This is a genomic window from Pseudomonas sp. O39 (assembly GCF_045447295.1).
Lineage (GTDB): Bacteria > Pseudomonadota > Gammaproteobacteria > Pseudomonadales > Pseudomonadaceae > Aquipseudomonas > Aquipseudomonas antarctica_A.
This window is the reverse complement of record NZ_JBJGXV010000005.1, coordinates 14,298-37,373: the sequence shown is the minus strand read 5'-3', so window position 1 is coordinate 37,373 and position 23,076 is coordinate 14,298. Positions and strand designations below refer to the sequence as shown.

Annotated in this window: 29 protein-coding genes; 14 read left to right on the top strand and 15 right to left on the bottom strand. The window is 58.2% G+C overall.

Features of this window, described 5'->3' with window-relative positions; all coding sequences use genetic code 11:
• The first annotated feature begins 45 nt into the window (after positions 1 to 45).
• Entirely contained in the window at positions 46 to 876 is an 831-nt protein-coding gene (gene queF, locus ACI77D_RS09165; protein WP_064451400.1) for an NADPH-dependent 7-cyano-7-deazaguanine reductase QueF, read from the top strand.
• A gap of 135 nt (positions 877 to 1,011) precedes the next feature.
• Here the strand turns inward: queF and ACI77D_RS09160 are convergent, their stop codons facing one another.
• Positions 1,012 to 1,278, bottom strand: coding sequence for a DUF4404 family protein (locus ACI77D_RS09160; RefSeq protein ID WP_221294227.1), 267 nt, complete (start codon positions 1,276 to 1,278; stop codon positions 1,012 to 1,014).
• A 110-nt stretch (positions 1,279 to 1,388) separates the two neighbouring features.
• Positions 1,389 to 1,997 (bottom strand): hypothetical protein, encoded by a 609-nt coding sequence (locus ACI77D_RS09155; RefSeq protein WP_064451402.1) that lies wholly within the window; start codon positions 1,995 to 1,997, stop codon positions 1,389 to 1,391.
• Positions 1,998 to 2,193: 196 nt separating this feature from the next.
• Here ACI77D_RS09155 and ACI77D_RS09150 point away from each other — a divergent pair, with 196 nt between their 5' ends.
• Positions 2,194 to 2,883, top strand: a complete 690-nt coding sequence (locus ACI77D_RS09150) for a VacJ family lipoprotein (protein WP_064451403.1) — start codon at positions 2,194 to 2,196, stop codon at positions 2,881 to 2,883.
• A gap of 61 nt (positions 2,884 to 2,944) precedes the next feature.
• On the opposite strand, the gene ACI77D_RS09145 is transcribed toward ACI77D_RS09150, so the two are convergent.
• Positions 2,945 to 3,241: a PilZ domain-containing protein gene (locus ACI77D_RS09145; protein ID WP_064454876.1), complete on the bottom strand. Its 297-nt coding sequence runs from the start codon at positions 3,239 to 3,241 to the stop codon at positions 2,945 to 2,947.
• Positions 3,242 to 3,517: 276 nt separating this feature from the next.
• On the opposite strand from ACI77D_RS09145, the gene rssB reads away from it, so the two are divergent.
• Complete coding sequence (gene rssB, locus ACI77D_RS09140; RefSeq protein ID WP_064451404.1) at positions 3,518 to 4,699, top strand: two-component system response regulator RssB; 1,182 nt, start codon at positions 3,518 to 3,520, stop codon at positions 4,697 to 4,699.
• Positions 4,699 to 5,181, top strand: coding sequence for an anti-sigma factor antagonist RssC (gene rssC, locus ACI77D_RS09135; RefSeq protein WP_010566476.1), 483 nt, complete (start codon positions 4,699 to 4,701; stop codon positions 5,179 to 5,181). Before rssB ends, rssC begins: the two co-directional genes overlap by 1 nt.
• Positions 5,182 to 5,322: 141 nt before the next feature.
• On the opposite strand, the gene tal is transcribed toward rssC, so the two are convergent.
• Positions 5,323 to 6,249: a transaldolase gene (tal, locus tag ACI77D_RS09130; RefSeq protein WP_064451405.1), complete on the bottom strand. Its 927-nt coding sequence runs from the start codon at positions 6,247 to 6,249 to the stop codon at positions 5,323 to 5,325.
• A gap of 485 nt (positions 6,250 to 6,734) precedes the next feature.
• On the bottom strand, positions 6,735 to 7,745 hold the full coding sequence (dusA, locus tag ACI77D_RS09125; RefSeq protein WP_407016443.1) for a tRNA dihydrouridine(20/20a) synthase DusA: 1,011 nt from the start codon (positions 7,743 to 7,745) through the stop codon (positions 6,735 to 6,737).
• Positions 7,746 to 7,847: 102 nt separating this feature from the next.
• Between dusA and ACI77D_RS09120 the strand changes: the two genes are divergently transcribed.
• The gene (locus ACI77D_RS09120; protein WP_407016441.1) at positions 7,848 to 8,972 is read left to right on the top strand and encodes a tyrosine-type recombinase/integrase; all 1,125 of its coding nucleotides are present in this window, start codon (positions 7,848 to 7,850) and stop codon (positions 8,970 to 8,972) included.
• A gap of 1 nt (position 8,973) precedes the next feature.
• Here ACI77D_RS09120 and ACI77D_RS09115 read toward each other — a convergent pair whose 3' ends face one another.
• The 7 genes from ACI77D_RS09115 to ACI77D_RS09085 form a co-directional block, all read right to left on the bottom strand.
• Positions 8,974 to 9,249, bottom strand: a complete 276-nt coding sequence (locus ACI77D_RS09115) for a pyocin activator PrtN family protein (RefSeq protein ID WP_215502449.1) — start codon at positions 9,247 to 9,249, stop codon at positions 8,974 to 8,976.
• Complete coding sequence (locus ACI77D_RS09110; RefSeq protein ID WP_407016440.1) at positions 9,246 to 9,434, bottom strand: hypothetical protein; 189 nt, start codon at positions 9,432 to 9,434, stop codon at positions 9,246 to 9,248. The genes ACI77D_RS09115 and ACI77D_RS09110 overlap by 4 nt, the downstream gene beginning before the upstream one ends.
• A gap of 14 nt (positions 9,435 to 9,448) precedes the next feature.
• The gene (locus ACI77D_RS09105; protein WP_407016439.1) at positions 9,449 to 12,247 is read right to left on the bottom strand and encodes a toprim domain-containing protein; all 2,799 of its coding nucleotides are present in this window, start codon (positions 12,245 to 12,247) and stop codon (positions 9,449 to 9,451) included.
• Between the two features lie 4 nt (positions 12,248 to 12,251).
• The gene (locus ACI77D_RS09100) at positions 12,252 to 12,485 is read right to left on the bottom strand and encodes a hypothetical protein (RefSeq protein ID WP_407016438.1); all 234 of its coding nucleotides are present in this window, start codon (positions 12,483 to 12,485) and stop codon (positions 12,252 to 12,254) included.
• Between the two features lie 74 nt (positions 12,486 to 12,559).
• Complete coding sequence (locus ACI77D_RS09095; RefSeq protein ID WP_407016437.1) at positions 12,560 to 12,796, bottom strand: hypothetical protein; 237 nt, start codon at positions 12,794 to 12,796, stop codon at positions 12,560 to 12,562.
• Positions 12,793 to 13,272, bottom strand: coding sequence for a YmfL family putative regulatory protein (locus ACI77D_RS09090; protein WP_407016436.1), 480 nt, complete (start codon positions 13,270 to 13,272; stop codon positions 12,793 to 12,795). The genes ACI77D_RS09095 and ACI77D_RS09090 overlap by 4 nt, the downstream gene beginning before the upstream one ends.
• Positions 13,273 to 13,301: 29 nt before the next feature.
• A complete protein-coding gene (locus ACI77D_RS09085) occupies positions 13,302 to 13,502 on the bottom strand; it encodes a DNA-binding protein (protein ID WP_128588461.1) in 201 nt (66 codons plus the stop codon).
• A gap of 92 nt (positions 13,503 to 13,594) precedes the next feature.
• Here ACI77D_RS09085 and ACI77D_RS09080 point away from each other — a divergent pair, with 92 nt between their 5' ends.
• Positions 13,595 to 13,942, top strand: coding sequence for a helix-turn-helix transcriptional regulator (locus tag ACI77D_RS09080; RefSeq protein WP_128588458.1), 348 nt, complete (start codon positions 13,595 to 13,597; stop codon positions 13,940 to 13,942).
• A 100-nt stretch (positions 13,943 to 14,042) separates the two neighbouring features.
• Positions 14,043 to 14,219: a hypothetical protein gene (locus tag ACI77D_RS09075; protein WP_407016435.1), complete on the top strand. Its 177-nt coding sequence runs from the start codon at positions 14,043 to 14,045 to the stop codon at positions 14,217 to 14,219.
• Between the two features lie 61 nt (positions 14,220 to 14,280).
• Here the strand turns inward: ACI77D_RS09075 and ACI77D_RS09070 are convergent, their stop codons facing one another.
• The 3 genes from ACI77D_RS09070 to ACI77D_RS09060 all read right to left on the bottom strand — a co-directional run bounded on the left by ACI77D_RS09070 (position 14,281) and on the right by ACI77D_RS09060 (position 17,436).
• Positions 14,281 to 14,529: an ogr/Delta-like zinc finger family protein gene (locus tag ACI77D_RS09070; protein ID WP_407016434.1), complete on the bottom strand. Its 249-nt coding sequence runs from the start codon at positions 14,527 to 14,529 to the stop codon at positions 14,281 to 14,283.
• Between the two features lie 65 nt (positions 14,530 to 14,594).
• A complete protein-coding gene (locus ACI77D_RS09065) occupies positions 14,595 to 15,473 on the bottom strand; it encodes a phage portal protein (protein WP_407016549.1) in 879 nt (292 codons plus the stop codon).
• The gene (locus tag ACI77D_RS09060) at positions 15,385 to 17,436 is read right to left on the bottom strand and encodes a terminase large subunit domain-containing protein (RefSeq protein WP_407016433.1); all 2,052 of its coding nucleotides are present in this window, start codon (positions 17,434 to 17,436) and stop codon (positions 15,385 to 15,387) included. Before ACI77D_RS09060 ends, ACI77D_RS09065 begins: the two co-directional genes overlap by 89 nt.
• Before the next feature lie 161 nt (positions 17,437 to 17,597).
• Between ACI77D_RS09060 and ACI77D_RS09055 the strand changes: the two genes are divergently transcribed.
• From ACI77D_RS09055 to ACI77D_RS09025, 7 genes are all read left to right on the top strand, one after another.
• A complete protein-coding gene (locus ACI77D_RS09055) occupies positions 17,598 to 18,512 on the top strand; it encodes a GPO family capsid scaffolding protein (RefSeq protein WP_407016432.1) in 915 nt (304 codons plus the stop codon).
• 1 nt (position 18,513) lies between these two features.
• Positions 18,514 to 19,536 carry a phage major capsid protein, P2 family gene (locus ACI77D_RS09050; protein WP_407016431.1) on the top strand — a complete coding sequence of 341 codons (1,023 nt, stop codon included), beginning with the start codon at positions 18,514 to 18,516 and terminating at the stop codon, positions 19,534 to 19,536.
• Complete coding sequence (gpM, locus tag ACI77D_RS09045; RefSeq protein ID WP_407016430.1) at positions 19,533 to 20,258, top strand: phage terminase small subunit; 726 nt, start codon at positions 19,533 to 19,535, stop codon at positions 20,256 to 20,258. The genes ACI77D_RS09050 and gpM overlap by 4 nt, the downstream gene beginning before the upstream one ends.
• A 98-nt stretch (positions 20,259 to 20,356) precedes the next feature.
• The gene (locus tag ACI77D_RS09040; RefSeq protein WP_407016429.1) at positions 20,357 to 20,818 is read left to right on the top strand and encodes a head completion/stabilization protein; all 462 of its coding nucleotides are present in this window, start codon (positions 20,357 to 20,359) and stop codon (positions 20,816 to 20,818) included.
• Positions 20,815 to 21,264: a phage tail protein gene (locus tag ACI77D_RS09035; protein ID WP_407016428.1), complete on the top strand. Its 450-nt coding sequence runs from the start codon at positions 20,815 to 20,817 to the stop codon at positions 21,262 to 21,264. Before ACI77D_RS09040 ends, ACI77D_RS09035 begins: the two co-directional genes overlap by 4 nt.
• On the top strand, positions 21,254 to 21,934 hold the full coding sequence (locus ACI77D_RS09030; RefSeq protein WP_407016427.1) for a virion morphogenesis protein: 681 nt from the start codon (positions 21,254 to 21,256) through the stop codon (positions 21,932 to 21,934). Before ACI77D_RS09035 ends, ACI77D_RS09030 begins: the two co-directional genes overlap by 11 nt.
• Positions 21,935 to 21,945: 11 nt before the next feature.
• A complete protein-coding gene (locus ACI77D_RS09025; protein WP_407016425.1) occupies positions 21,946 to 23,073 on the top strand; it encodes a DUF2586 domain-containing protein in 1,128 nt (375 codons plus the stop codon).
• Positions 23,074 to 23,076: the final 3 nt, after the last annotated feature.

Genomic DNA, 23,076 nt, shown 5'->3' with positions numbered 1-23,076 from the left:
CAAAGGCTGGTAGACTGGCGCGGTTTATTTAGCCAGGTTTCCGCCATGCATCCCGCAGCCGAACATTCGCCGCTGGGCAAGTCCAGTGAATACATCTCCACCTACACCCCGTCGTTGCTGTTCCCGATCCCTCGCGCCGCCAAATGGGCCGAGCTGGGACTGAGCGCCGAAACCCTGCCTTACAAAGGCGTGGATTTCTGGAACTGCTTCGAATTGTCCTGGCTGCTGCCGTCGGGCAAGCCGGTGGTGGCCATCGGTGAATTCAGCATTCCGGCCGACTCGCCGAACATCATCGAGTCCAAGTCCTTCAAGCTGTACCTCAACTCGCTGAACCAGACCGCGTTTGCCGATACGGCAAGCCTGGAAGCGACCTTGCGCACCGACCTCAGCGCCGCCGCCGGCAAACCGGTGAGCGTGCGTATCCGCCGTTTGGCCGAGGTTGAGGCCGAAGGTGTGCAGGCGTTGCCAGGTGTGTGCATTGATGACCTGGACATCAGCGTCAGCAACTACGAACACCCGCGCCCGGAACTGCTGCGCTGCGATGATTCGCGCATTGTCGAGGAGAGCGTGCACAGCCACCTGCTCAAATCCAACTGCCCGGTTACCAGCCAGCCCGATTGGGGCAGTGTGGCGGTGCAATACCGTGGTTCGGCCCTGGATCACGCCAGCCTGCTGGAATACATCGTGAGCTTTCGCCAGCATTCGGACTTCCATGAGCAGTGCGTGGAGCGGATCTTTCTCGACCTGCAGCGCTTGCTCAAGCCGGAAAAATTGACGGTGTATGCGCGGTATGTGCGGCGCGGTGGGTTGGACATCAACCCGTATCGCAGCACGGAAGACATGCCGTTCCAGAACGTGCGCCTGGCGCGTCAGTAGCCTTAATACAAAAAAATGTGGGAGGGGGCTTGCTCCCGATAGCGGAGTGTCAGGCACAGTATTTGTGCCTGACCCACTGCAATCGGGAGCAAGCCCCCTCCCACATTTTGGTTCTGCGTTTGGCTTGGGTTCGGGTTATATCCCGATATTGCCCAGGGTCGTCACAATATTGCGCAAGGTCCCGGCAATGCCCGGGTGGTCCAGTTCGAAGCGTTCAACCGCCAGGTTCACGCCATCGGCGATGCTTGGGTCCTGAATGGCGCCTTCCAGAGGCTCTTGAACTTCAAGTTCGGCAATCAGTGTTTCGAGTTCGTCGCGTTTTTCCGCTGACATCAGCGGGTCGCTGTCCAATTGCTCGCGCAATACTTTGACTTGGTTTTTCAACTCTTCGCGGGCAGGCATGGCGTTCTTCCTTTTATCGATAGGCACTGGCATAGACCGCGGCACGCCGGGAAAGGTCTACGGGCTGACCTGTAGATTAATCCACCGGCGCCTTCAGTGCATGATCTCTATCAGGGCTTCTCGCCTTTGAGCTGGCGCAGGCTGATATCCGCCAGGCACGTGCCCAGCTCGCCAAGGTGGTCGATCACCGAATGCACGCCCAACCCATACAGCGCCACCGTGGCTTTACCGCGCTTATGCTCGCGTTGCTGCTCGGTCAGCGCCTGCCATTGCTCCGGTGCCAAGCCGCACAGTGAGCCGCAGGACGCCAGGCCGATGGTCCACAACCCGGCGTTGAGGCCCGCTTGCAGCAAGCGTGGCTCGCCGCTGACCAGCACGCAGCCTTCCAGGCGTTCGATATTCAAGGCCATCAAGGCTTGCCAGCAGGCATGCGGCGCCGGCCAGCGGATGGAGGAGGGCGGCGTTGCCTTCACCCAGTCGGGCAATGCGGCCGACAGCGGTGTGGTCACTGAGGCGGGCAGCTCATCCAGCCAGGCGCAAGGTACGCCTTGGTCCTTGAGGCTGCGCAATATCTTCAGCGCGCCAGGCGTGGCTTGGGAATCGGGGGCGGGCGAGTCGGTGCGGGCCTGGGAACCGAAATCCACCAGGCAGCCACTCAGGCCAAACAGCACGGCAGTCAAGGAGGGGGCTCTGGCGACGGCAATTTCGGCGTGAGGCATTTCGACATCCCTGAAATAGCTGTGACGCTATCGGGGCGACATGACAAGCGGATGACACTCAGGTGTGCTTGTAGGAATTTTGTGCATTTTGCGTATGTCGTTTCCTCGCTGCTGCCTAAATCGACACTTCCGTCATATACTGACGATCTTATTCAGGGCATAGCGCCCATGACAGACCATTCAAGGAGCAAAAGCTATGCGCTGGAGCCACTACTTCGCTCAGCTATCTGTGTGTGCCACCGTCCTTCTGGCCCCGTTCGCCGTCCAGGCTGCGTCGGAAGACGATCCATGGGAAAGCGTTAACCGCCCGATCTTCACCTTCAACGATACCGTTGATACCTACGCGCTCAAGCCATTGGCGCAGGGCTACCAGTTTGTCACCCCGCAATTCATGCAGACGGGCATCCATAACTTCTTCCGCAACATCGGCGATGTCGGCAACTTTGCCAACGACGTGTTGCAGCTCAAGCCACACGCGGCCGGTGTCGACACCGCTCGTTTGCTGATGAACACCACGTTTGGTGTGCTGGGCTTCATTGATGTCGGCACCAAAATGGGGCTGCAACGCAACGACGAAGACTTCGGCCAGACCCTGGGTCGCTGGGGCGTCGGCAGCGGTCCTTACGTGATGCTGCCGCTGCTCGGCCCAAGCACCCTGCGTGATGCGCCGTCCAAATACGTTGACAGCTACACCCAACCGTACCGTTACATGAACGATATCGGCTGGCGCAACAGCACCTTCGGCCTGAACATCGTCGATACCCGTGCCAGCCTGCTCGACAGCGAGAAGCTGATCTCTGGCGACAAATACACCTTCATCCGTAACGCTTACCTGCAAAACCGTGAGTTCAAGGTCAAGGACGGCAAGGTCGTCGACGACTTTTAAGCCGTGACGTTTTGAAATGAAAAAAAGGCGACCCGAGTGGTCGCCTTTTTTGTGCGCGGTTTCAGCGCATTTTCAAGATCCTGAGGCCCAGGTGCTGGCGCTCGCCTTCATTCCTGGCCCACACCACCTCGGTGTCCGCCTCCAGGCCCGCGAGGGCAGCGTGCTCTGAATCAATACGCACCGTCAGCGGGTCTCCGACCTCGAACTGGCGCGGTGCCTCAACCTGCATACCGGAGCTGGAAAGGTCTACACAGACCCCGGCAATCTCCTGCCCGGCGTGGATCAACGACACATCGGCATCCACTCGCATGCGGATGAAATCGCGTTTTTCGGCGTAGTCGCGCTCATGTTCGCTCACAGCTTCCATCCTTACTTTGTGTTGTGGTGGTGGCTGTTCTTATAACTCCCGGTGATTTGCGGTGTAAAGACGCCCGGCGACCATCGGCATGAGCTTGAAACCCCTGACGGATGGGAGTACCGTCTGCGCCTTAGAAGGGCACCTCTGCTTTACCTTTGTGCATGGGCAAAATCCCAATGCTTTGTAGGACAGAGAGGCTAGAAAGCGAATCCAGTACGTGAGCCCGGCCATTGTCGAGCCACCTACGCCAACCTAATTCTGGCGCCGTTTGCCCACATGCAAAAAACCAGTGCCACGCTGCTGATAATCGATGACGACGAAGTAGTGCGCGCGAGCCTCGCGGCCTACTTGGAAGACAGTGGCTTCAGCGTCCTGCAGGCCAGCAATGGCCAACAGGGTCTCCAGGTATTCGAGCGCGACAAGCCCGACCTTGTGATCTGCGACCTGCGCATGCCCCAGATGGGCGGCCTCGAGCTGATCCGCCAGGTGACTGAGCTTGCCCCGCAGACGCCGGTGATTGTTGTGTCCGGTGCCGGCGTGATGAACGACGCCGTCGAGGCCCTGCGCCTGGGCGCTGCCGATTACCTGATCAAGCCCCTGGAAGATCTGGCCGTGCTGGAGCACTCGGTGCGCCGCGCGCTGGACCGTGCCCGCCTGCTGCTGGAAAACCAGCGCTACCGCGAAAAGCTCGAAACCGCCAACCGCGAGCTCGAAGCCAGCCTCAACCTGCTCCAGGAAGACCAGAACGCCGGTCGCCAGGTGCAGATGAACATGCTGCCGGTCAGCCCCTGGACCATCGACGAGTTCAAGTTTGCGCACCAGATCATCCCGTCGTTGTACCTGTCGGGTGATTTCGTCGATTATTTCCGCGTCGATGAGCGGCGTGTGGCGTTCTACCTGGCCGACGTCTCCGGCCACGGCGCTTCTTCTGCTTTTGTCACCGTGTTGTTGAAGTTCATGACCACACGGCTGTTGTTCGAATCCAAGCGCAATGGCACCTTGCCGGAGTTCACCCCCTCCGAGGTGCTGGGCCACATCAACCGAGGCCTGATCAGCTGTAAGCTGGGCAAGCACGTGACGATGGTCGGCGGCGTGATCGATGAAGAAACCGGTCTTTTGACCTACAGCATCGGCGGTCACCTGCCGATGCCGGTTTTATACACTCCAGACAGTGTGCGTTACCTGGAAGGCCGTGGTCTGCCGGTGGGCTTGTTCAATGAAGCCACCTACGAAGACCACATCCTGGAACTGCCGCCGACCTTCAGCCTCACGCTGATGTCCGACGGTATCCTGGACCTGCTTCCAGAGCCTACACTCAAGGAGAAAGAAGCCGCCTTGCCTGAAAAGGTCAAGTCGGCGGGCGGCAGCCTGGATGGCCTGCGGCAGGTTTTTGGATTGGCCACGCTAGGGGAGATGCCGGATGATATCGCCCTATTGGTGTTGAGCAGGAATCTTTGATGAGTACCGGAAGAATCCAATTCGCCGAGCAAGACGGGACCTTCGTCCTGAAGTTTGTCGGTGAAGTGCGCCTGACCTTATGTTCGGCGCTGGATGCAACGATTGAGCGGATTTTCACAGCCCTGAATTTCTCGGCGATCGTGATCGATCTGACCGAAACCCGCAGCATCGACAGCACCACCCTTGGGTTGCTGGCCAAGTTGTCCATTCTGTCACGGCAGAAGGTCGGCCTGTTGCCGACTGTCGTCACCACCCACGAAGACATCACCCGGCTGTTGCAGTCCATGGGTTTCGACCAGGTGTTCAACATCGTTGACCGCCCGATCCCCTGCCCGGAATGCCTGACCGACCTGCCTTCGCAAGACCAGTCCGAAGAAGTGGTACGGATCAAGGTGCTCGAAGCGCACAAGATCCTGATGGGCCTGAACGAGTCCAACCGCGAAGCCTTCCACGACCTCGTCAACGCCCTGGAACGCCACTAGCCTCCCAGTTGAAACCCAATTCCAATGTGGGAGCAGGCAAGCCAGCTCCCACAGTTTGAACTGTGACCGGCTTGAGACCAGCGAAAGGCACAAAAAAGGGCGGCACCCTCACAGGTGCCGCCCTTTTTGTCGCCGACTGCCTTACAACTTGGCAGCCAACAACGCCTCCAACTTCTCCTGGTCCCGAGCAAACTGACGAATCCCCTCCGCCAGTTTCTCAGTCGCCATCGCGTCCTCGTTGGACTCCCAACGGAACTGCGCTTCAGTCAAATGCACCCGTGCTTCACCGGCATGGCCTGGTGCCAGCTTGCGCTCCAGCTTGCCTTCATCCGCCGCCAGCTTCTCCAGCAGGTCCGGGCTGATGGTCAGGCGATCACACCCGGCCAGCTCTTCAATCTGGCTGAGGTTACGGAAGCTCGCACCCATCACCACCGTCTTGTAGCCATTGGCCTTGTAGTAGTTGTAGATGCGCGTCACCGACTGCACGCCCGGATCATCGGAACCGGTGTAGTCGTTGCCGTTGGCCTTCTTGTACCAGTCGTAGATACGGCCCACGAACGGCGAAATCAGGAACACCCCAGCCTCGGCACAGGCCACGGCCTGGGCAAACGAGAACAGCAGCGTCAGGTTGGTCTGGATACCTTCTTTTTCCAGTGTTTCGGCTGCACGGATGCCTTCCCAGGTGGAGGCGATCTTGATCAGCACACGGTCACGGCCAACGCCGGCTTTGTCGTACAGGTCGATCAGACGGTGCGCACGCTTGAGTACGGCGTCAGTGTCGAACGACAGGCGGGCATCCACCTCAGTGGAAATACGGCCCGGTACGACTTTCAGAATCTCTTGACCCACCGCCACCGCAAAACGGTCGCTGGCCAGGCCCACGTCGCCGTTACAGTCCTTAACGCACTCATCCAGCAGCTTGGCATAGCCTGGGATCGAAGCGGCCTTGAGCAGCAGGGAAGGGTTGGTGGTGGCGTCTTGCGGCTTGAGCTTGGCGAGAGTAGAAAAATCGCCGGTATCGGCTACAACGGTGGTGAATTGCTTGAGTTGTTCCAGCTTGGAAGTCATGGGCGTGCTCTGTCCTGTGGGTCTGATGACATTACCCGAGCGCCGGCAGGCGCTCAAGGGCGCAAATGCGTTCGATCGTTTGCGAGGGCAACAACCTGAAAACAGCCGTTTGAATCACCGGCCATACTGCTAGTTAGGAGGCCAAAATCGCCATCAGGTTCAACCCAACTGCCCGATGACCACCCCGGGCAAAATGTGGGAGCTGGCGTATCAGCAATGACGCCCTCAAAAAACCACCACCACCTACCTGATGCACACAGCTCAAAATGTGGGAGCTGGCTTGCCAGCGATGACGCCAGCCCAGCCACTAAACATCCCCCTGACACCCATCACCCAAAACTGTGGGAGTGGGCTTGCTTGCGATGATGCCAGCCCAGCCACTAAACATCCCCCTGACACCCATCACCCAAAACTGTGGGAGCGGGCTTGCTCGCGAAGGCGGCCTGTCAGCCCCAAATAACCCCACTGACACCCAACCCGCTAAATCACCGCCCCTCCAACAACTCCCCCGCCTGATCCAGCAACGCCAACGGATCACTCGCCTTATGAATATCCACCGACAACAACTGCCTGAACCGGCGAGCCCCCGGAAACCCTGTCCCCAACCCCAGCACATGCCGAGTAATGTGATGCATCGCCCCACCACTGGCCAAATGCTCCGCAATATACGGCCGCAACTGCGCCAGCGCCTCAGCCCGACTAATCACCGGCGCCTCACTGCCAAACAACTGCTGATCCACCTCCGCCAGCAAATACGGATTGTGATAAGCCTCGCGCCCCAACATCACCCCATCAAACACCTGCAAATGCGCTTGGCACTGCTCCAGCGTCTTGATCCCACCGTTCAGCACAATCTCCAGCTCCGGGAAATCCTGCTTCAACTGCGCCGCCACGTCATAGCGCAACGGCGGAATGTCGCGATTCTCCTTCGGCGACAACCCCTCCAGAATCGCAATCCGCGCATGCACCGTAAAACTGGTGCACCCGGCATCCCTCACCGTCCCGACGAAATCACACAACTCGGCATAACTGTCGCGCCCATTGATCCCGATACGATGCTTCACCGTCACCGGAATCGACACCGCATCACGCATCGCCTTCACGCAATCCGCCACAAGCGCAGGGTGCGCCATCAGGATCGCGCCGATCATATTGTTCTGCACCCGATCACTCGGGCAGCCGACGTTCAAGTTCACTTCATCGTAACCGGCAGCCTCAGCCATACGCGCGCAAGCGGCCAGGTCGGCAGGAACACTGCCCCCCAACTGCAGCGCAAGCGGGTGCTCGGCTTCGTTGTGACGCAGGAAGCGCTCGTGGTCGCCATGCAGGATCGCGCCAGTGGTGACCATCTCGGTGTAGAGCAGGGCGTGCTTGGAGAGCAGGCGCAGGAAGAACCGGCAGTGGCGGTCGGTCCAGTCCATCATGGGCGCAACGCTAAACCGCCGAGACAGTGCAGAGCTTGTGTTCTGTGGTTTAGTGACTGTTTTAGCTAGCATTTTTCTCTGCGAATTCTGGGCCGTTTTTAGGCGTTTTCAGACGTTTTTTAAAGGCCGGTGGTAAAATGTACCACTCACTTTCTCATTTGTACCACTGGAACGATGGCAACCATTAGAGCAAGAAAGAAGGCCGACGGATCGGTCAGTTATACGGTCCAGATCCGCCTTAAAAACAAAGGGGCCTTAGTCTACCAAGAGTGCCAGACCTTCGCCCGGAAACAGGCCGCCCAAGCGTGGGCTCGCAAACGCGAAACCGAGCTGGCTGAGCCCGGCGCGATCGAGCGCGCTAACCGCAAAGCCGCGACGGTCAAGGAGATGATTGATCGTTATTTGAGTGAGATGGAAAAGGTCCGACCTTTGGGTAAGACCAAGCTCGCTACGCTCAAAGCAATTAGCGAATCGTACCTGGGCAAATTGAACGATCAGGACATTAGCAGTCAGGTGCTGGTGGAGTACGCGCTGTGGCGCATGGGCAAGGAGGGCGGGACAGTACAGCCACAGACGGCTGGCAATGATCTGGCGCATCTGGGTGCGGTGCTATCTATCGCTCGGCCTGCCTGGGGTTATGCAGTCGACCCACACGCAATGACGGATGCACGGCGGGTCTTGAAAAAGCTGGGGTATAACATGAAAAGTCGCGAGCGAGATCGACGCCCCACTTTGGAGGAACTCGACAAGCTACTTACGCACTTTCAGGGTATCCAAGCGCGCCGCCCAACGTCGATCAACATGCTCAAGATGACCGGGTTCGCATTGTTTTCAACACGCCGGCAGGAGGAAATTACGCGGATTCAGTGGACGGATCTCGATGAGGTGGGCCATCGGGTACTGGTACGTGACATGAAAAACCCTGGCCAGAAGATTGGTAACGACGTGTGGTGCCATTTACCGCCAGAAGCCTGGGCAATTCTCCAAACCATGCCGAAGGTGCTACCGGAGATATTTCCTTACAGTGCAGAGTCTGTATCCACTTCATGGACCAGGGCTTGTCAGATACTTGGAATCGAGAATCTGCACTTTCATGACTTGCGCCACGACGGTGTCAGCCGCCTGTTCGAAATGGACTGGGACATTCCTCGGGTAGCGAGTGTATCGGGGCATCGTGATTGGAACTCAATGCGGCGCTATACCCACCTTCGCGGACGCGGGGACGCGTACGAAAAATGGAAGTGGTTGGAAAAAGTCCTACAGGCGCCCGTAAAGCTGGGCGCCAGGACACTTAAGTGATCTAGCTACCGCGTGGCGCGCTGTTCAGCTGATTGCTCTCTTTGACGGCAGCGGCGCGTTGCGCATCCAGGTATTCGGAAAGGTCCGTGATGTGAATACCCTTTGCGCTTTTTTGGCTTGGCTCCATACGCGTGATAGGAATCTTGATTTGCCCGGCCCCCACCTTGCGCTGGAACATCTCGGTGGTTAGATGAGTGAAGTAGTCCTTACATACTCGATCCAGGGGAATGACCACCTGGCCGTTGTATTGAGCCATCAAGACAAATAACGTTTTCATTGTGTTGCTCCTTCAAGTGAAAAAGTCCGAATAGTTCTGTCGTTCCTAGTCGATGGATGCCCAGCAAATAGTTGAGCAATAACAGCGAACTCATCCGCATTCATCCATTCCAGCCGGTCCTGTATCTCCTGCAGCTTGCTCGTCTTGCTGCCACCAGCATTACCCATAAAAACTTGGATTTGCATCGTTGTAGCCTCCCTTACGCTTTGAAAATCCAGCACTTGACTGTCGTGGGACGACCTGGCGCCAGTGGTGTTTTGCTATTCATCGCAGCGCGGACTGCGCTGTGTACTGCCTTGTTGCGGTCTAGAAACTTGCGGGAACGTGACTCTTTAAGCAGATCGCGCAACGTAGCCACGTCGGCTAACTTCTGTTTGTGTTCAGCGGCGCGTTCGCTGAATTCGTTGAGGTTGATAGCTATCACGGTGGGGTCGCTGCTGTGGTTCACCACCGGTTCTTCGCTCAAGGACTCGAGGTAGTCGTACACCTCCCAAAACTCGGCCACGGCCGAATGGTCGGAACTGATCGAGGCTTGGCGCTCGATCGCCATCCGCACAATTTGTCGCTGGGTGGCAGCGACCTGGGGATCACTGAGCTTCAGCACCAGGCGCAGGCAATCCAGCAGCGAGAGCAGCTGCGCGTGGTTCTTGCTGATGCGCTCAACACGGATGTACCCGCGCAAGTCATAACCGCAACTGCAGCAGTTGCCCTGATCGCTGGTATAGGCGGTGCCGCAGGCAAAGCACTGGGTATGCAGGCGACGCAGTTTCGCTTCGTGTTCGGACATACGCTGGGCGAACAACTCAAGCACCGCGGACTCTTTGCCCACGGCACGCAAAAGGAAGTGGCTAAGGGTGCCGCCGTCTAAAGCGTTTAACTGATCAGCTGCAGCGCGGCTTTCTGGTGTGACGTTGGGGCGTACAAAGTGCAGTTTTACAATGCGCGTCATGATCGCTTCGTGGGCGACCACAGCCGCGTTTTGGCTGATTGCGATCGTTCCCCGGAAAGGCGGTTCATACGTTTCGTTGCCCGCTGTCTTGACGCCTTTGGTGGCCAAAGTGCCGCCGCCGTAGAAGTCTTTCAGCTCGTCCCATTCGAAGGTTTTAGCGTGTGCCCGATCATCGCTGTGTCGATCGGCTTCCAGGAATACAACGGGCATACCGGAGACCTGGCCCATCAGACGAGAGCGCCCGGCCTTGGTGGATTTCATCGGGTCAAATCCTTCATAGCCTTCACGACCGAGGAGTTTCCAAAGTAGGTTCAGCAGTGTTGTTTTGCCGGCGCCGGCTTCACCGGTAGCTTCCAGGAACGGGAAGGACTGGTAGCGAGCGCGGATCTGTTCGCAGAACAGCGAGCCGAAGAAGAACGCTAGGGCGACAAAGCCCTGGGCGCCGAAGCAGGTCCACAGCAACTGCACCCACTTCTCGTCAAAGCCCTTTGCTTCGCGCTGCAGTTTGATGGGGACACCTTTCTGCAGAGTTTTTAGGCGCAGCTTGCCGAACTCGAAATAGTCTTCGCTGTTGACCTTGTAGGTGGTGCCGTCCTTGATCGCGATATCGCCGTAGACGTAGCAGGCGTATTCCTTGCTGTAACCCACGTAGTCGATGGTTGAAACGGTTTTGATGCCAAACAGTTGGTCCTTCATGAGCTTGTCGAGCTGCTGGCCACTACCGGTAAACATTGCGCCCGCCGCCATGCCGAGCAGTCGCTTTTTGAATTCGCTTGCGGCCGACAGCTGGCCGCTGGTGAAGGTGTTTTTCACGCTTTCGGAGTCGTGCGGGAAGTCCACGCGTAGGTAGTACCAGGATTCGTCTGTTACCTCGTTACGCTGGAAGTACAGGGCTTGTGGGTAGCAGTTGGCAATCTCCACAACACTGCCTGACTGCTGCAGCGCTTTTTCGCGTTGTTGCGCCTGGTTAAGCAGTTGGTCGTCGTGATTCTCGCTGTCCTCGATGTCGGACATGGCCCGGTTGAATTTCTCCATGTCCAACTTGAACCAGTACAGGCGGCTGCCGAAACCCAGGTGAAATTCCCCGCGCTTGTTCCAGTCGTACATCAGCAAGGCCTTTTCCGCTGCGCTCTCGGCCAGCAGTAGGGCGCCCTGGTGACGGGCTTGCTTGAGGTCAGCAGCGATCTGTTCGGCGCGCTTGGTGTCGTCCTGGATGAAGCTCCAGCGCTGATGAACGTCGTTCCAGTCTGATTTGCGGCCGTCACGTTGTGGGATCTGTGCCGACTCACAGACGAAGCCCAGTGCGCGGGCTTCACGTACCCAGCGCCGGGTGTATGCGTTGGCGCTGGGTTCGTTATCAAGCGCCCAAACCAACTTGGGCAACTTCCCGCCATCGCGGATCTTGACCAACGCTTTAAGCGAATCCCCTGGGAACGCATTAGAGGACATGGCCGAGACAGCCACGATGTCGTTGTGCACCAAAGCGATGGCATCGAAGATCCCTTCGACAATCCAGATTTCCTTGGCTTCAAGAAGGTCGACGCAGGGCGGGCACCACCAGACGCCGCGATAGCTGTCCTTGGATTTGAAGCGCGCTTTCATCTTGCCGAAGCGGTGCGGTTGATCGATCAGGCGTTCCCACCAACCGCCTTTTTCCAGGGCGAAGCGCACCGTTGCGCTGCCGGCGTTGTGTTCAGCGGAGTAGAACGTTTCCTGGGTGAACCAGCCCTGGATCAGCTCAAACCGAAAGCCCCTGGCAAACTCAAGGTAGGCGCGTGCTGTTGCGTTAGGGTGCTGGTCTGTCGCCGGCGCTCGCTTGCTCCAGTCTTCGAACAGATCGTCATACAGCTCTTTTACGTGCAGGGTGTGGCCACACTTTTCGGGGCGACCACAAATCACCATCCATGGCGTATCAAAGCGGGAATACAGTTCTTTCTTTTTGCACTTCGGGCAGGTGCCGCCGCGCATGTAGTCGGTGCCCGTGCGGTGCTTGAGCCCGAAGTCGGCCTGAAGCCGTTGCAGCACGTCGTGACGTAGGTCTTCTTTCATGGGGTTACTTCACTGCTTTGAGGCTGTGGGACAGGGCTGCCATGAGGCGTTTTTGCGCAGCCATGACCGGGATATGGGCGAGAATCGCGCCGTGGCGCAGACCGGCCGTAACAAGGCGGAATTGGTCGGCGTACCAGTGTTCGTTGAGGCTCAAGCGATACTGTTCACGCAGGTTGGCCAGCAACGCTTCGGCCTCGGCTGGGGGCAGATGTGTGGTGACAATTACGGCGTTTGTCATCGTTAAACCTCAATTTCGGGCGCAGCTCACCCAAACCCACGGTAAGTGGGGCCGGCGATTGGTTGGGTTGGGTGTTAGGAGTTTGCGGAGCGTTGGCGGTGTGCCAGGTCCAACAACTCGATGTGGGCAAGTTCGGTCAGTTTGGTTGCAACCGGTTTGGCCACGTCGAGGCTCTCCACCAGATGAATGACTGCCCGTTTACGTAGTGCCGATAGTTCGCCCAGGTGTTCGGCTTGATGGCGCTTAAGGAACGCCAGTGCAGCGTTCTGAATGTACTGTTGGTAGTCCAAAGCATTTGTCTGAGTGTTCATTGACCTTTCCCTGACTTGACACGGTAAAGATCGATGGCGGCATGAATTTCGGCAGTGCGCGCAGCTATGTGCAGAACGTGCGCATTGAGGATCAGCTCGGCCTCGTCTTCGGTGATTACGCCGTCCTCGATCGCCTGAGCGATAACCTGATCGACCGTGCCCTGTTTGGCCGAGGTCTGCACTGCCCGTGCGTACATCTCAACGTTGTCCAGGTTTTCCGGTTGGATGACCGGCACAAACATGCCGCCGTACATTGCCGCTACGTAGTTGGCCAGGTGCTGGGTGCCTGTGACTTGTTCCAGTTGAAAGATCTGCAGATCTGTCAGCGGGCGGCAGTTGTTGTTCTCGTAAGCGTGGTTATCGAACTTCTTGAGTGGCAGGCCGATGCGCGCGGCGGCGCGTTCGCGGCCACCTTCAAAGGTGCAAATAATTGCACTGACGACTTCACGGCGTGTTTTTAGAACCTGACTTTTCATCTTCTGCTGTTCCCCCAATGGCCTGGCTATTACTGTGCAATTACGCCGTCTTTGATGCCGAGCAACACGGCGGCGCGATGTGCCTCCCCACGGCGACCTTTGATCCGACCGTTCAATAGGTCGCTGACTAAATTTTTATTCAAACCGTGTCTGCGGCTGAACTCCGCGATGCTCACTCCCTTGTGATCAAGAGCGGCCCGGGCTTGCTCGGGTGTAATGGTGGCGGGCATCATGTCTACTCTGTTTGTTTGTGGTTATTTCTGTTTGTCTGGGGCGATTCTTGGTCAAATATTTGATCAGGTCAAGTGTGGTGAATAAAAAAATGCTCATAGCTGACGGGGTAGGTGATCGCCTAAGAGAAGAGCGCGAGCGATTAGGTTTGAATCAAACGGATTTTGGAACGTTGCTGGGGGTCAGCCGTGGGACTCAAAAAAATTACGAGCTAGGTGCCAATTCATTGGACCTTCGTTATGTTTCTGCATTGACGGAACACAAGGTTGACGCGGGCTACGTGCTTTCTGGACACCGCTCCCCGCCACCAGGTCAGGGCCTTGATCCTGCAGAAGCGGATCTGGTTGAACAGTTCAGGCGTTTGCCTGCTGATGATCAAAAAACTGTGCGTCGGATCGTAAAGTCCATGGCTGCTGAGGCGGATGAACATCGCGATTAACTTGTAACAATTTGCGTCTCTCCGATGAAATTGCTGCGTCAGGCTGGGTATCACTGCCAAATAACGGCGGTTCAGCAAACGCAATAACGGAGCAGTACGCATGTTGGATCGCAAGAAATTGGAAAGCAGCTATCGCGAATCAGTTGGTAATGAATGGCTGGAACTGACTGCATTGGAAGTGCGCCTTATCAAGCTATACCGACAAATATCTGAAAAAGACCGTAAGCAAGTACGACGGATTACTGGTTATTTAGCTCAGCCCTCTGACGTCGAATGACAAACCTGTCATAACCTCGAAAGCATGCGCCGGCCCCTTGTGACCGGCGTTTCCTTAGGTCTCAAGCAGCGCCAAGCTGATCGAACAGTTCTCGTTGCTTCGCCTTGGGCATATCCCTCAATCGGTCAAATAGCATTCTTTCGTAGGATTGAGCGGACGGGCTGAGCGTGTGCGAAAACGTCAAATTCGCTACCCATGTGTGCCCGCATGTTGCGTCGAGGCACTGGCAATACAGCTTCGCAAAATCCCGCGAAAGCTCTTCTCTAGAGGCGATACGGCCTTTGTTTCCGCACTTGCATACAACTCTCATTGTGTCCCTCCCCAGGGCAGCCAACAGCCTATATGTTGCCACAATTGTTAGTGGTAATAGCTGCTTTAGTCTGTTTTTGGAGTGCTATTAACTAGTGTTATTGGCTTTTCCCAGCTTATTTTCCTGTCTTTTCTCAGTGTTTCATTTAACTGATTGAACAGCTGACAAATTGGCCTTATTTCGTTACTGGTGTAAACGCGATCGATCTTTTCGATATCCCCAAACCCGCCGTTGTTTTCCGGGATGATCCCGGCCAAAGCTGGGTTCATCCGCCAGGCGGCGATCACGTCGTTGCGGGTAATGTTCTTGACCTTCTCCAGCTCGTCCTTGGCTTGGAAGTCCCCCACGGGAATGATCTGAATCGCGTTTTCCTTGCCGTTGGGGATGTTGACGAACATCGAGCGGAAGTTGCCCACGCCCTTACTGGCGCTGATCTGGGCGCGCAGGTTTTCTTCGTCTTCCTCGGTCAGGTCCGGGTCGTTGGTGTAGAAGATGTATCCCGCGTGTGCGCCGTCGCTGTAATAGCGCCGGCGGAACAGGGTCGCGGCTTCGTTGAGCAACAGCGCCTGCAGACCGCCCAGGTAGTCGGGCACGCCGTAGATGTTCTGTTCCACGTCGTAGTCCAGGACGTGTTCGATTTCGTCCTGGTCGAAGTCCATATATTTGCTGTCTGGCAGCAGCATCCTGAATCCGCCGTCCACCTTCACCCGCATGTTAATCGCCGGCAGGTGCTGCATCTCCAGCACTTCACCAAAGGCGTTGGTATCGCGATAGAAATATGCTTCGCCAAACACCATGTAATCCAGGCTGGCCCGGCCCATGGTCTGCGTACTGCAGCCCTCTGAGGGTAGGAATTCACGCAACAGCAGGTTGCGCTTGAACTTGGGAATGGCGCCATGGTGAGCGTTGGCGCGCAGCAGCTTGGCCAGGCCCGCCCGGGACACCGGTGGCTTGTAGATTTCGCCGTCGTCGCTGAGAAATACCCCCAGGTACTCGCCGATGTTGCCGGACAGCACCTGTTCGGGTTCCCCGAAGGTGAACGCCCGCATGGGCTGTGGCTGTTGCGCCTGCTGGTTGGCCTGGGGTTTTCTGCGTCGTGGCTTGGGCATTGGTTGAGCTCGTGACATAGCGGCTGCGGCGCCGCTTGTTGTGGTTTAGGGGTTCATTGGCCAGGGCGTGCATGAGGGCCCAGGCGATGTCGGCGTGGCCGGTGGCGTCCGTGCGCGAAGCGCTGTAGGTCACCTGGCCGCTGGTGGTGGTGCCGCGTTTGATGGTCAGGAATGCCTGGGCGATATCGGTCCATCCGGCGTCCCACTCGATGCGACTGCCTTGGATCGTGTCTTGGGCCTTGAGTACCAGTGTGTTTTTAGTCTCAAGGCTGTAGTGGATCGGCGTGGCCTTCGCGTAAAAGTCGCGCACCAGGTCGAACACGCCGTATCCCACACCGGTGATATCGATACCGATGTGTTGCACGTTGAAACGCTCGGTAAGCTTTTTGACCTGAGCGGCCTGGTATGTGAACGAATGCCCCCGCCAGCTGTGCTTTTCCAGAATGCGGAATTTCGCCCCGGGTTCCAGTGGCGGGGCGACCACCACACACGTGGCGTCGTCACGGGTGCGGCTCGGATCGTATCCAAGCCATACCGGGCTGTTGCCGAAGGGCCGATCCAGATCCGGGTTGTAGTCCTCCCACAACGACAGGTCGGAATAGCACCGCTCCAGATCCTTGAGCCCGAAGGCGCTCTGGCTGCTGTCGATGAACTTGCAGTAGAACAGTTGCTGAAATTTGTCCTCGTCGTACTCCAGCTGCAGTTGCTCGAGGTCGAACAAATCGCAGCCGCCGGCGATGGCATCGTCCAGGGTGATTGTCTTGCGCCATTGGCCATCCGGGCACAGCGCGCCCTGTGTGTAGGACGCCTCGGTGGGCCAGGTGCCGCCGGCCTTCTTGCCGCGCTTGCTGTTGCGGAATTCCTCGCCCGACCAGAACGGGTACGCCTGGTGCGACACCGCGCTGGGCGTCGAAAAGTAGGTTTTACGCCACTTCTTGTGGGTGCCCATGGCACTGGCCACGGTGCTGAGTTTGTCGAAGTCACGTATCCAGAAATACTCATCGACGTAGACGTGGCCATGGTAGCCCTGGGCGGTGCTGCTGTTGGTCGACAGGAAACGTAGCTCGGCGCCGTTGCTGAGCGTAATCGGGTTGCCGGTCAGCTCGATGTCAAACCACTGCTTGGCAAACTGGATGATGTAACTGCGGAAAATTTCCGACTGCGAGCGGCTGGCTGACAGGAATACTTGGTTGTCACCCGTCAGCACCGCGTCCATGAAGGCTTCGCCGGCGAAGTAGTACGTCAGGCCCACCTGGCGGCTTTTCAGGATATTGCGGATTCGGCACGTCAGCGGGCTTTGCTTGGCTGCGAACAGCTCCTGCTGATAGCGGTACATCTTGCTGATGAACTTATCCAGGAAGTCGACTTCGGTCAGCCCGCTGATGTCGTTCTTGGCTTTCTTTTCGCGTTTCTTTCCGCCGCTATCCCCCCGGGCCGAGCGTTCGCCACGCGGCCTCTGGCGGCCTTCCTGTGGCTCGTTGGCAGTTTCCCCGATCGGCGCTGGCAACGGTTTGGCGGCTTGCTTCAATAGACGCTCGCGCAAGGTGGTCAGCCGGTCCAGCTCGTTGAGTTCATCCTTGGTCAGGCTGCCGGCTTTGTCCAGGAGGAGGGTGATTCGCCGGCCAACGGCCGTCAGCGGTTCTTCATCCGACAGCATGTCTTCCCAACCGCCCTGGCGTATCCAGTAGTAGACGATGCGGATGTTGGGCAGGTTGAGCTGCGCCTGAATTTCCTTGGCCTTATAGCGGCGCAGAAACAGGCGTTTGGCGGCTTCTTTAACTTCGGTCGAGTAGTACATGGCCGCAGTCTATGCGGCGAAAACGCTGGAAACGCGGGGTTAAATTCCGTGATCCACCTATATGTCGAATATAGGAGAAACGCGCATTTGAACCGTTTGTTTGGGGCTTGGCGGCTCCCTATCGTGGCGGCTCATTCAACGATTGAGCGCAGTTATCGCCCATGCCCCGTTCCCTTGTTTCGTACTGGAAACGTGTCGCCACCAGCGGCACCACCGCCGATGGTCGCGAGATCCTTCCCCAGGAACTGCGCGATATCGCTGAAACCTACAAACCATCGAAATACACGGCGGTGATCTGGTGCGACCACGAACGGTGGAGCGGTTCCCACGGTACCGTCTTTGCGGTGCGCCTGGTGGAAGAGGGCGAAGACCTTGAGCCTGGGCAAATCGCCTTGGAGGCACAGCTCAAGCCCAATGATCGCCTACTGCAGCTGAATGATCAGGGCCAAAAGCTCTTTTCCAGCATCGAGATCACCCCGAACTTCGCCGGCAGCGGAAAAGCCTACCTGACAGGTCTTGGCGTCACCGATGAGCCCGCCAGCCTGGGCACCCAGGAACTCTATTTTTCCAAGCAGACCCACCAAAACTCCTTCTATGCCGCCTCCGTCGAGCTGAGCTCCTTTGAAGCCGAACCGCAGAGCGAGGTCGGCAAGCTGATCGGCTTGCTCACTGGCCTATTCAAGCGCTTTGCCACGAATGCCGACCCCGCCGAACCCACCACCCCAACTGAGAGCAAAACCCCAATGGATGAAGCTACCGCAACGGCCCTCAAGGCTCTGCTGGAGCAGCTGCTTGTCGTCGCTGCCGGCATTCAGGCTGTGATTGAACCCGCCGCCGCAGATGCGCCAGAACCAGACCAAGCACCCATCGACGATGTGAGCGCGGCCGTGGACGATATCGTCACAACCGCCGAGGAGGAACGTGAGTTCCGCCGTAGCGGTGGGTCGAACAAGGCCGTTCTGGTTCAGTTGGAGAAGCTGCAAAAGCAGTTCTCCGCACTGCAGAACACCTCGACCGGTCGCCAGTTGCCCCGCAACGCCGGCCCGGTGACCACCACCAAAAAGAAGGTGCTCTGATATGGCCCAGCCTTTAAGCGCCCGTGGCGCCAAGCAATATGCCGAGCTGCAGGAAGCGATGGCCGAAGCCTATGGCGTCGAGCGATCGAGCCGCATGTTCAGTGTGGAACCCACGATCGCCCAGGAGCTGAACGACGCGATCACCGCCAAGGCTGATTTCCTGGAGCGTATCAACGTCGTTCCGGTGAGTGAGATCAAGGGCGAAAAAGTCTTCATCGGTGTGAATGGCCCAGTCACTGGCCGCACCAACACCAAGACAACCGATCGAGAAGCCAAGGATGCTTCGGCGCTGGACAATACTACCTACGAGCTGGCTGATACCCAGTCGGACGTTGGCCTGCCGTACGCCAAAATCGACGCCTGGGCGAAGTTTCCGGACTTCAAAGAGCGTTATTCCGCTGCAGTGCAGAAGCGTATCGCGCAGGACCGAATCGTTATCGGTTTCCATGGTACCCACGCCGCCACGCAGACCGACTTGGCGAAATTCCCCAAGCTGCAGGACGTGAACAAGGGCTGGCTGCAGCAACTGCGCGAGCAGGCCCCGCAGCAGGTTCTGAAAGAGGGAACCACTGCTGGCAAGGTCACGCTCGGCGCCGGTGGCGACTACGCCAACCTTGATGCCCTGGTGCACGACACCAAGCAGATGGTGGACGAGATTCTGCGCGAAGACGGCGACCTGGTTGCGATCATCGGCACCGATTTGCTCGCCGCTGACAAGGCCAAGCTGTACACCAAGCAGGGGGACACCCCGACCGAAAAAGAGCGCATCGAAAACGCGCAGGTCATTGCGACCTACGGCGGTCTGCCGGCGTTCAGCGTGCCGAACTTCCCGGTCAACGCGGTGTTGGTCACCAGCTGGGACAACCTCTCGATTTACTTCCAGGACACCAGCTGGCGTAAGCAGACGATCGAGAACCCGAAACGCTCACGAGTCGAGGACTACAACAGCCGCAACGAAGGCTACGTGATCGAGCAGCTGGAAAAGATCGCGTTTACTGAAAACGTTGAGCTGGTGGTCGCGTGAGCCTGGCCCTGGCGCACAAGCGCCGCACTATCGCCTTGGGCAGCACTGCAGTGGCGGCACTCGCTGCTACTGCAGGCATGGCCTATTCCCCGGCTGATGCCCTGAGCAGTCCCGCCAATGCGCGTAAACACCTGCTGTTGCAAGAAGCGGCTTTGGACCAGGACTTGGCACGGATCAGCGCCATTAACGGCCTGGCTGGGCGTCAGGCGCTCAAGCGCGAAGAGCTGCTACCCAAGTACCAGGAATACGTCCAGCGCTACTGCGAATCGGGGCTGAATTTCCCGAATCGTGTTGCGGTGCAGGTCATGGTCTGGCTGTTCGATACCGCGCAGTTCGACGATGCCCTGGAACTGGCGGACTTCCTGATCGAGCAGGGCCAGCAGATGCCGGAGCGCTTCAAGCGCCGCGATATCCAGACCTTCGTCGCCGACGCTGTGTGCGAGTGGGCCTACGCCGAATACAAAGCCAACCGCAGCCCAGAGCCTTACCTCTCCGACCTGCTGCCCCTAGTTGACGGTGAATGGCAACTGACGGAGCAGATCCCGAGCAAGTACCACAAGTTAATCGGTATGCGTGCCATGGAGGCCGGGAATTTTGAGGAAGCACTCAAGCACCTGGAGCGTTCGACGGAACTGTACGCCCAGGCCGGCAACGACACCCGTATCGAAAAGGTCCGCAAGGCCCTGGCAAAACAAGCGGCCGCTACCCCGGCTTCCGAATAACCGACTACCCCCCCCAGCGGGGACCTGTGGAAGTGAGCCGCCCATTTATGGACCGTCCCACTGAAAACAGGCTCCCCGCCCTATTTGAGCAGCCAGCAATGAGCTTTTCCGGGAAACCCACCACCTTTGTGGAACTGACGATTGAGAATGACGGCTTCTGGCCAGACCTCTCCGTGTCCGAATTCCAGAAGGAACAACGCCTACCGGCGGAATACCTGGTAGAGCTGCTGGCCGATGCTTTGAACGCCGCCATGTTCGAGGTCAATACGGACTTGGCCAAGTGCAAATCCCGCTGGCAAGCCAACGGCGTTGCGCGTGTCGAGTCCGCAGATTCCACGCTGCTGCCGGAACGTTCCTTCCAGGTGAAGCTATACAAGCGCGCCGTGTACTGCCGCGCTAAGGGCAACTTGCTGCCGCAGTTCGCCACCGTCACCCGACGCGAAAGCGCCGAAAACACAGGCAAGGAAGCGCCCGAGCGTGCCGAAACCTTCCTGGCTTTCAGCCAGCAAGCCGTGCGTGCCCTGCAGGGCCGTGGCCGCATCACGGCGGCGCTGCTGTGATCCAGCTGCAGGCGCTGACCGCCTACCTCATGGCCCGAAACCTGGTTGCCCCGGAGCAGTTCGACAGCTGGACCGAGCAGGTCAGTCTGGAATTGATCTGGAAGCCCGACCGCGACGGCCTGCACATGAGTGACATGCGCTATCGCGCCGTGTTCTCCCTGGAGCGTTTCACCGGCCACCCGGCCAGGCTGATGGCCCTGGTGGGCAGTTGGCTGGAAACCCACGACACCGACCGCGACCGCCACGAACTGCCGGCGCCGATGTTCACCGTCGAACCGCTCGACCAGGACAGCTTCGACGTGGAGCTGTCGCTGGAATTCGTTGAGCCGCAGTACCTGGCCGAAGATCCCACCGGCGAGATTGAGGCATTCGGCAAGACCTGGGCTTTCGTCCCTTTCGATCTGTGGATTGCCGAGCATGGCGAGGTTGGCAGCAATGGCCGCTAACCCGCTCGACCTCGATATCAGGGGCTTGCTCGACGTCGACGCCCAGTTGGCGTTGCTTGAACTGCCTCCGCAGCTGCGCCGGCGATTGCTGAACAGAGTGACCACACGCGTGCGGACGATGAGCCGTAAGCGTGTGCGCGAGCAGAAGAACACCGACGGCACCCCGTTCGCTGAACGCAAGGGCAGCGCCAAAGGCAAAAAGAAGATGGAAGCCGGCCTGGCCAAGCTACTGCAGATCACCCGCGTTAGTTCTGACGAAGCCGAGTTGGGCTGGAAGAACGCCTTAACCCGTTGGGTCGCCGCCCAGCAGCACAACGGCGTCAGCGAGCGACGTACCGCTGCGCAAATGCGCCGCTGGAACAAAGTCCCGCCCGGTATTGCATGCACCGACAAACAGGCCAAGCGCCTGCGCCGGCTGGGCTTCCGTGTTCGCCAGAAGGGCAAAAAGGCGATGGCCAGGCCTTCGGTGGCATGGATTCAAGAGCATGTGAACTACGCCAAGGCCGGCTTGCTGATCCGCATATTGAACGACGAACAAACAGAGAAAACGGGCGCGCAAAGCTGGGACATCACCCTGCCAAAACGCCAGTTCCTTGGCGTGGAGACCGGCAGCGAAACCCGCGAGCTGGTTAACCAGGTCTTTGAACAAATCCTTAATTCACCCCGCTAACGAGGCACAGCATGGCACTTGGCAAAGTCAGCGTTAACAATCTCAATCTGGGCCAAGGCGCCGTGACTGAGATCGAACGCTATTTTCTGTTTATCGGGCCTGGTCCGAAAACCGCTCCCAAAAACTTCGGCAAACTGGTGCCGCTCAATACCGAAAGCGACCTCGATGTCGCCCTGGGTACTGCTGCCAGTGACCTGAAAACACAAATCACTGCTGCGCGCTCGAACGGCGGCGATCGCTGGGCCTGTCTGGCGGCACCGATCGTGGCTGATACCGACTGGCGCGCCTCTCTGGAGACTTGCCAGCAGCAGGGCTTTTCGGTCGAGGCAGTCGTTATCACCCAGCCTGTGACCAAGGGCGACGACCTGGCTGCCATGCACGACGCGGCAGTGTCGGTTAATAACGTCTACGGCCGCCGCTTGTTCGTGATGGCCGCAACTGCCAGCCCGACAGTGCTGCAGTCCTGGGCGGAATATGTGGCCGAGCAAAAGGCAATTACCGCCAACGTGGCAGCGCCGCGTGTGATGGTGGTGCCGCAGCTGCACGGCAATGACCTGGGCGTGTTGGCCGGTCGCTTGGCCAACGCTGCCGTGAGTATTGCCGACAGCCCAATGCGTGTGGCCACCGGTGCCGTAACCGGCCTGGGCAGTGTGCCGGTCGATAAAAAGGGCGTGCCGCTGCCGTCCGCAATCCGCGCCGAGTTGGACAAGTCTCGCTTTTCTGTTTCCCAGACCTACCCGGACTACCCGGGTGTTTATTGGGGCGACGGCAACATGCTGGACACCCCAGGCAGCGACTACCAGGTAATCGAATATCTGCGCCTGACGGACAAGGCGGCGCGCCAGGTGCGGCCGCTGCTAATCCGCCGTGTGGCTGATCGTCGCTTGAACAACACCCCCAACAGCATGGCCGTGAACGTCAACGCGCTGATGGCGCCACTGCGCCAGATGGCCAAGTCGGTCAAGTTCGCCGGCCAGGTGTTCCCGGGAGAGATCGAGACGCCGAAAGACGGCGACATCGTGCTGACCTGGAAGAGCAAAACCGCCGTCGAGGCCTACATCAAGCTCAAGCCCCACAACTGCCCGAAAGACCTCACGGCGAACATCGCCCTGGATCTTTCCAACGACGATTCGGAGTAACCC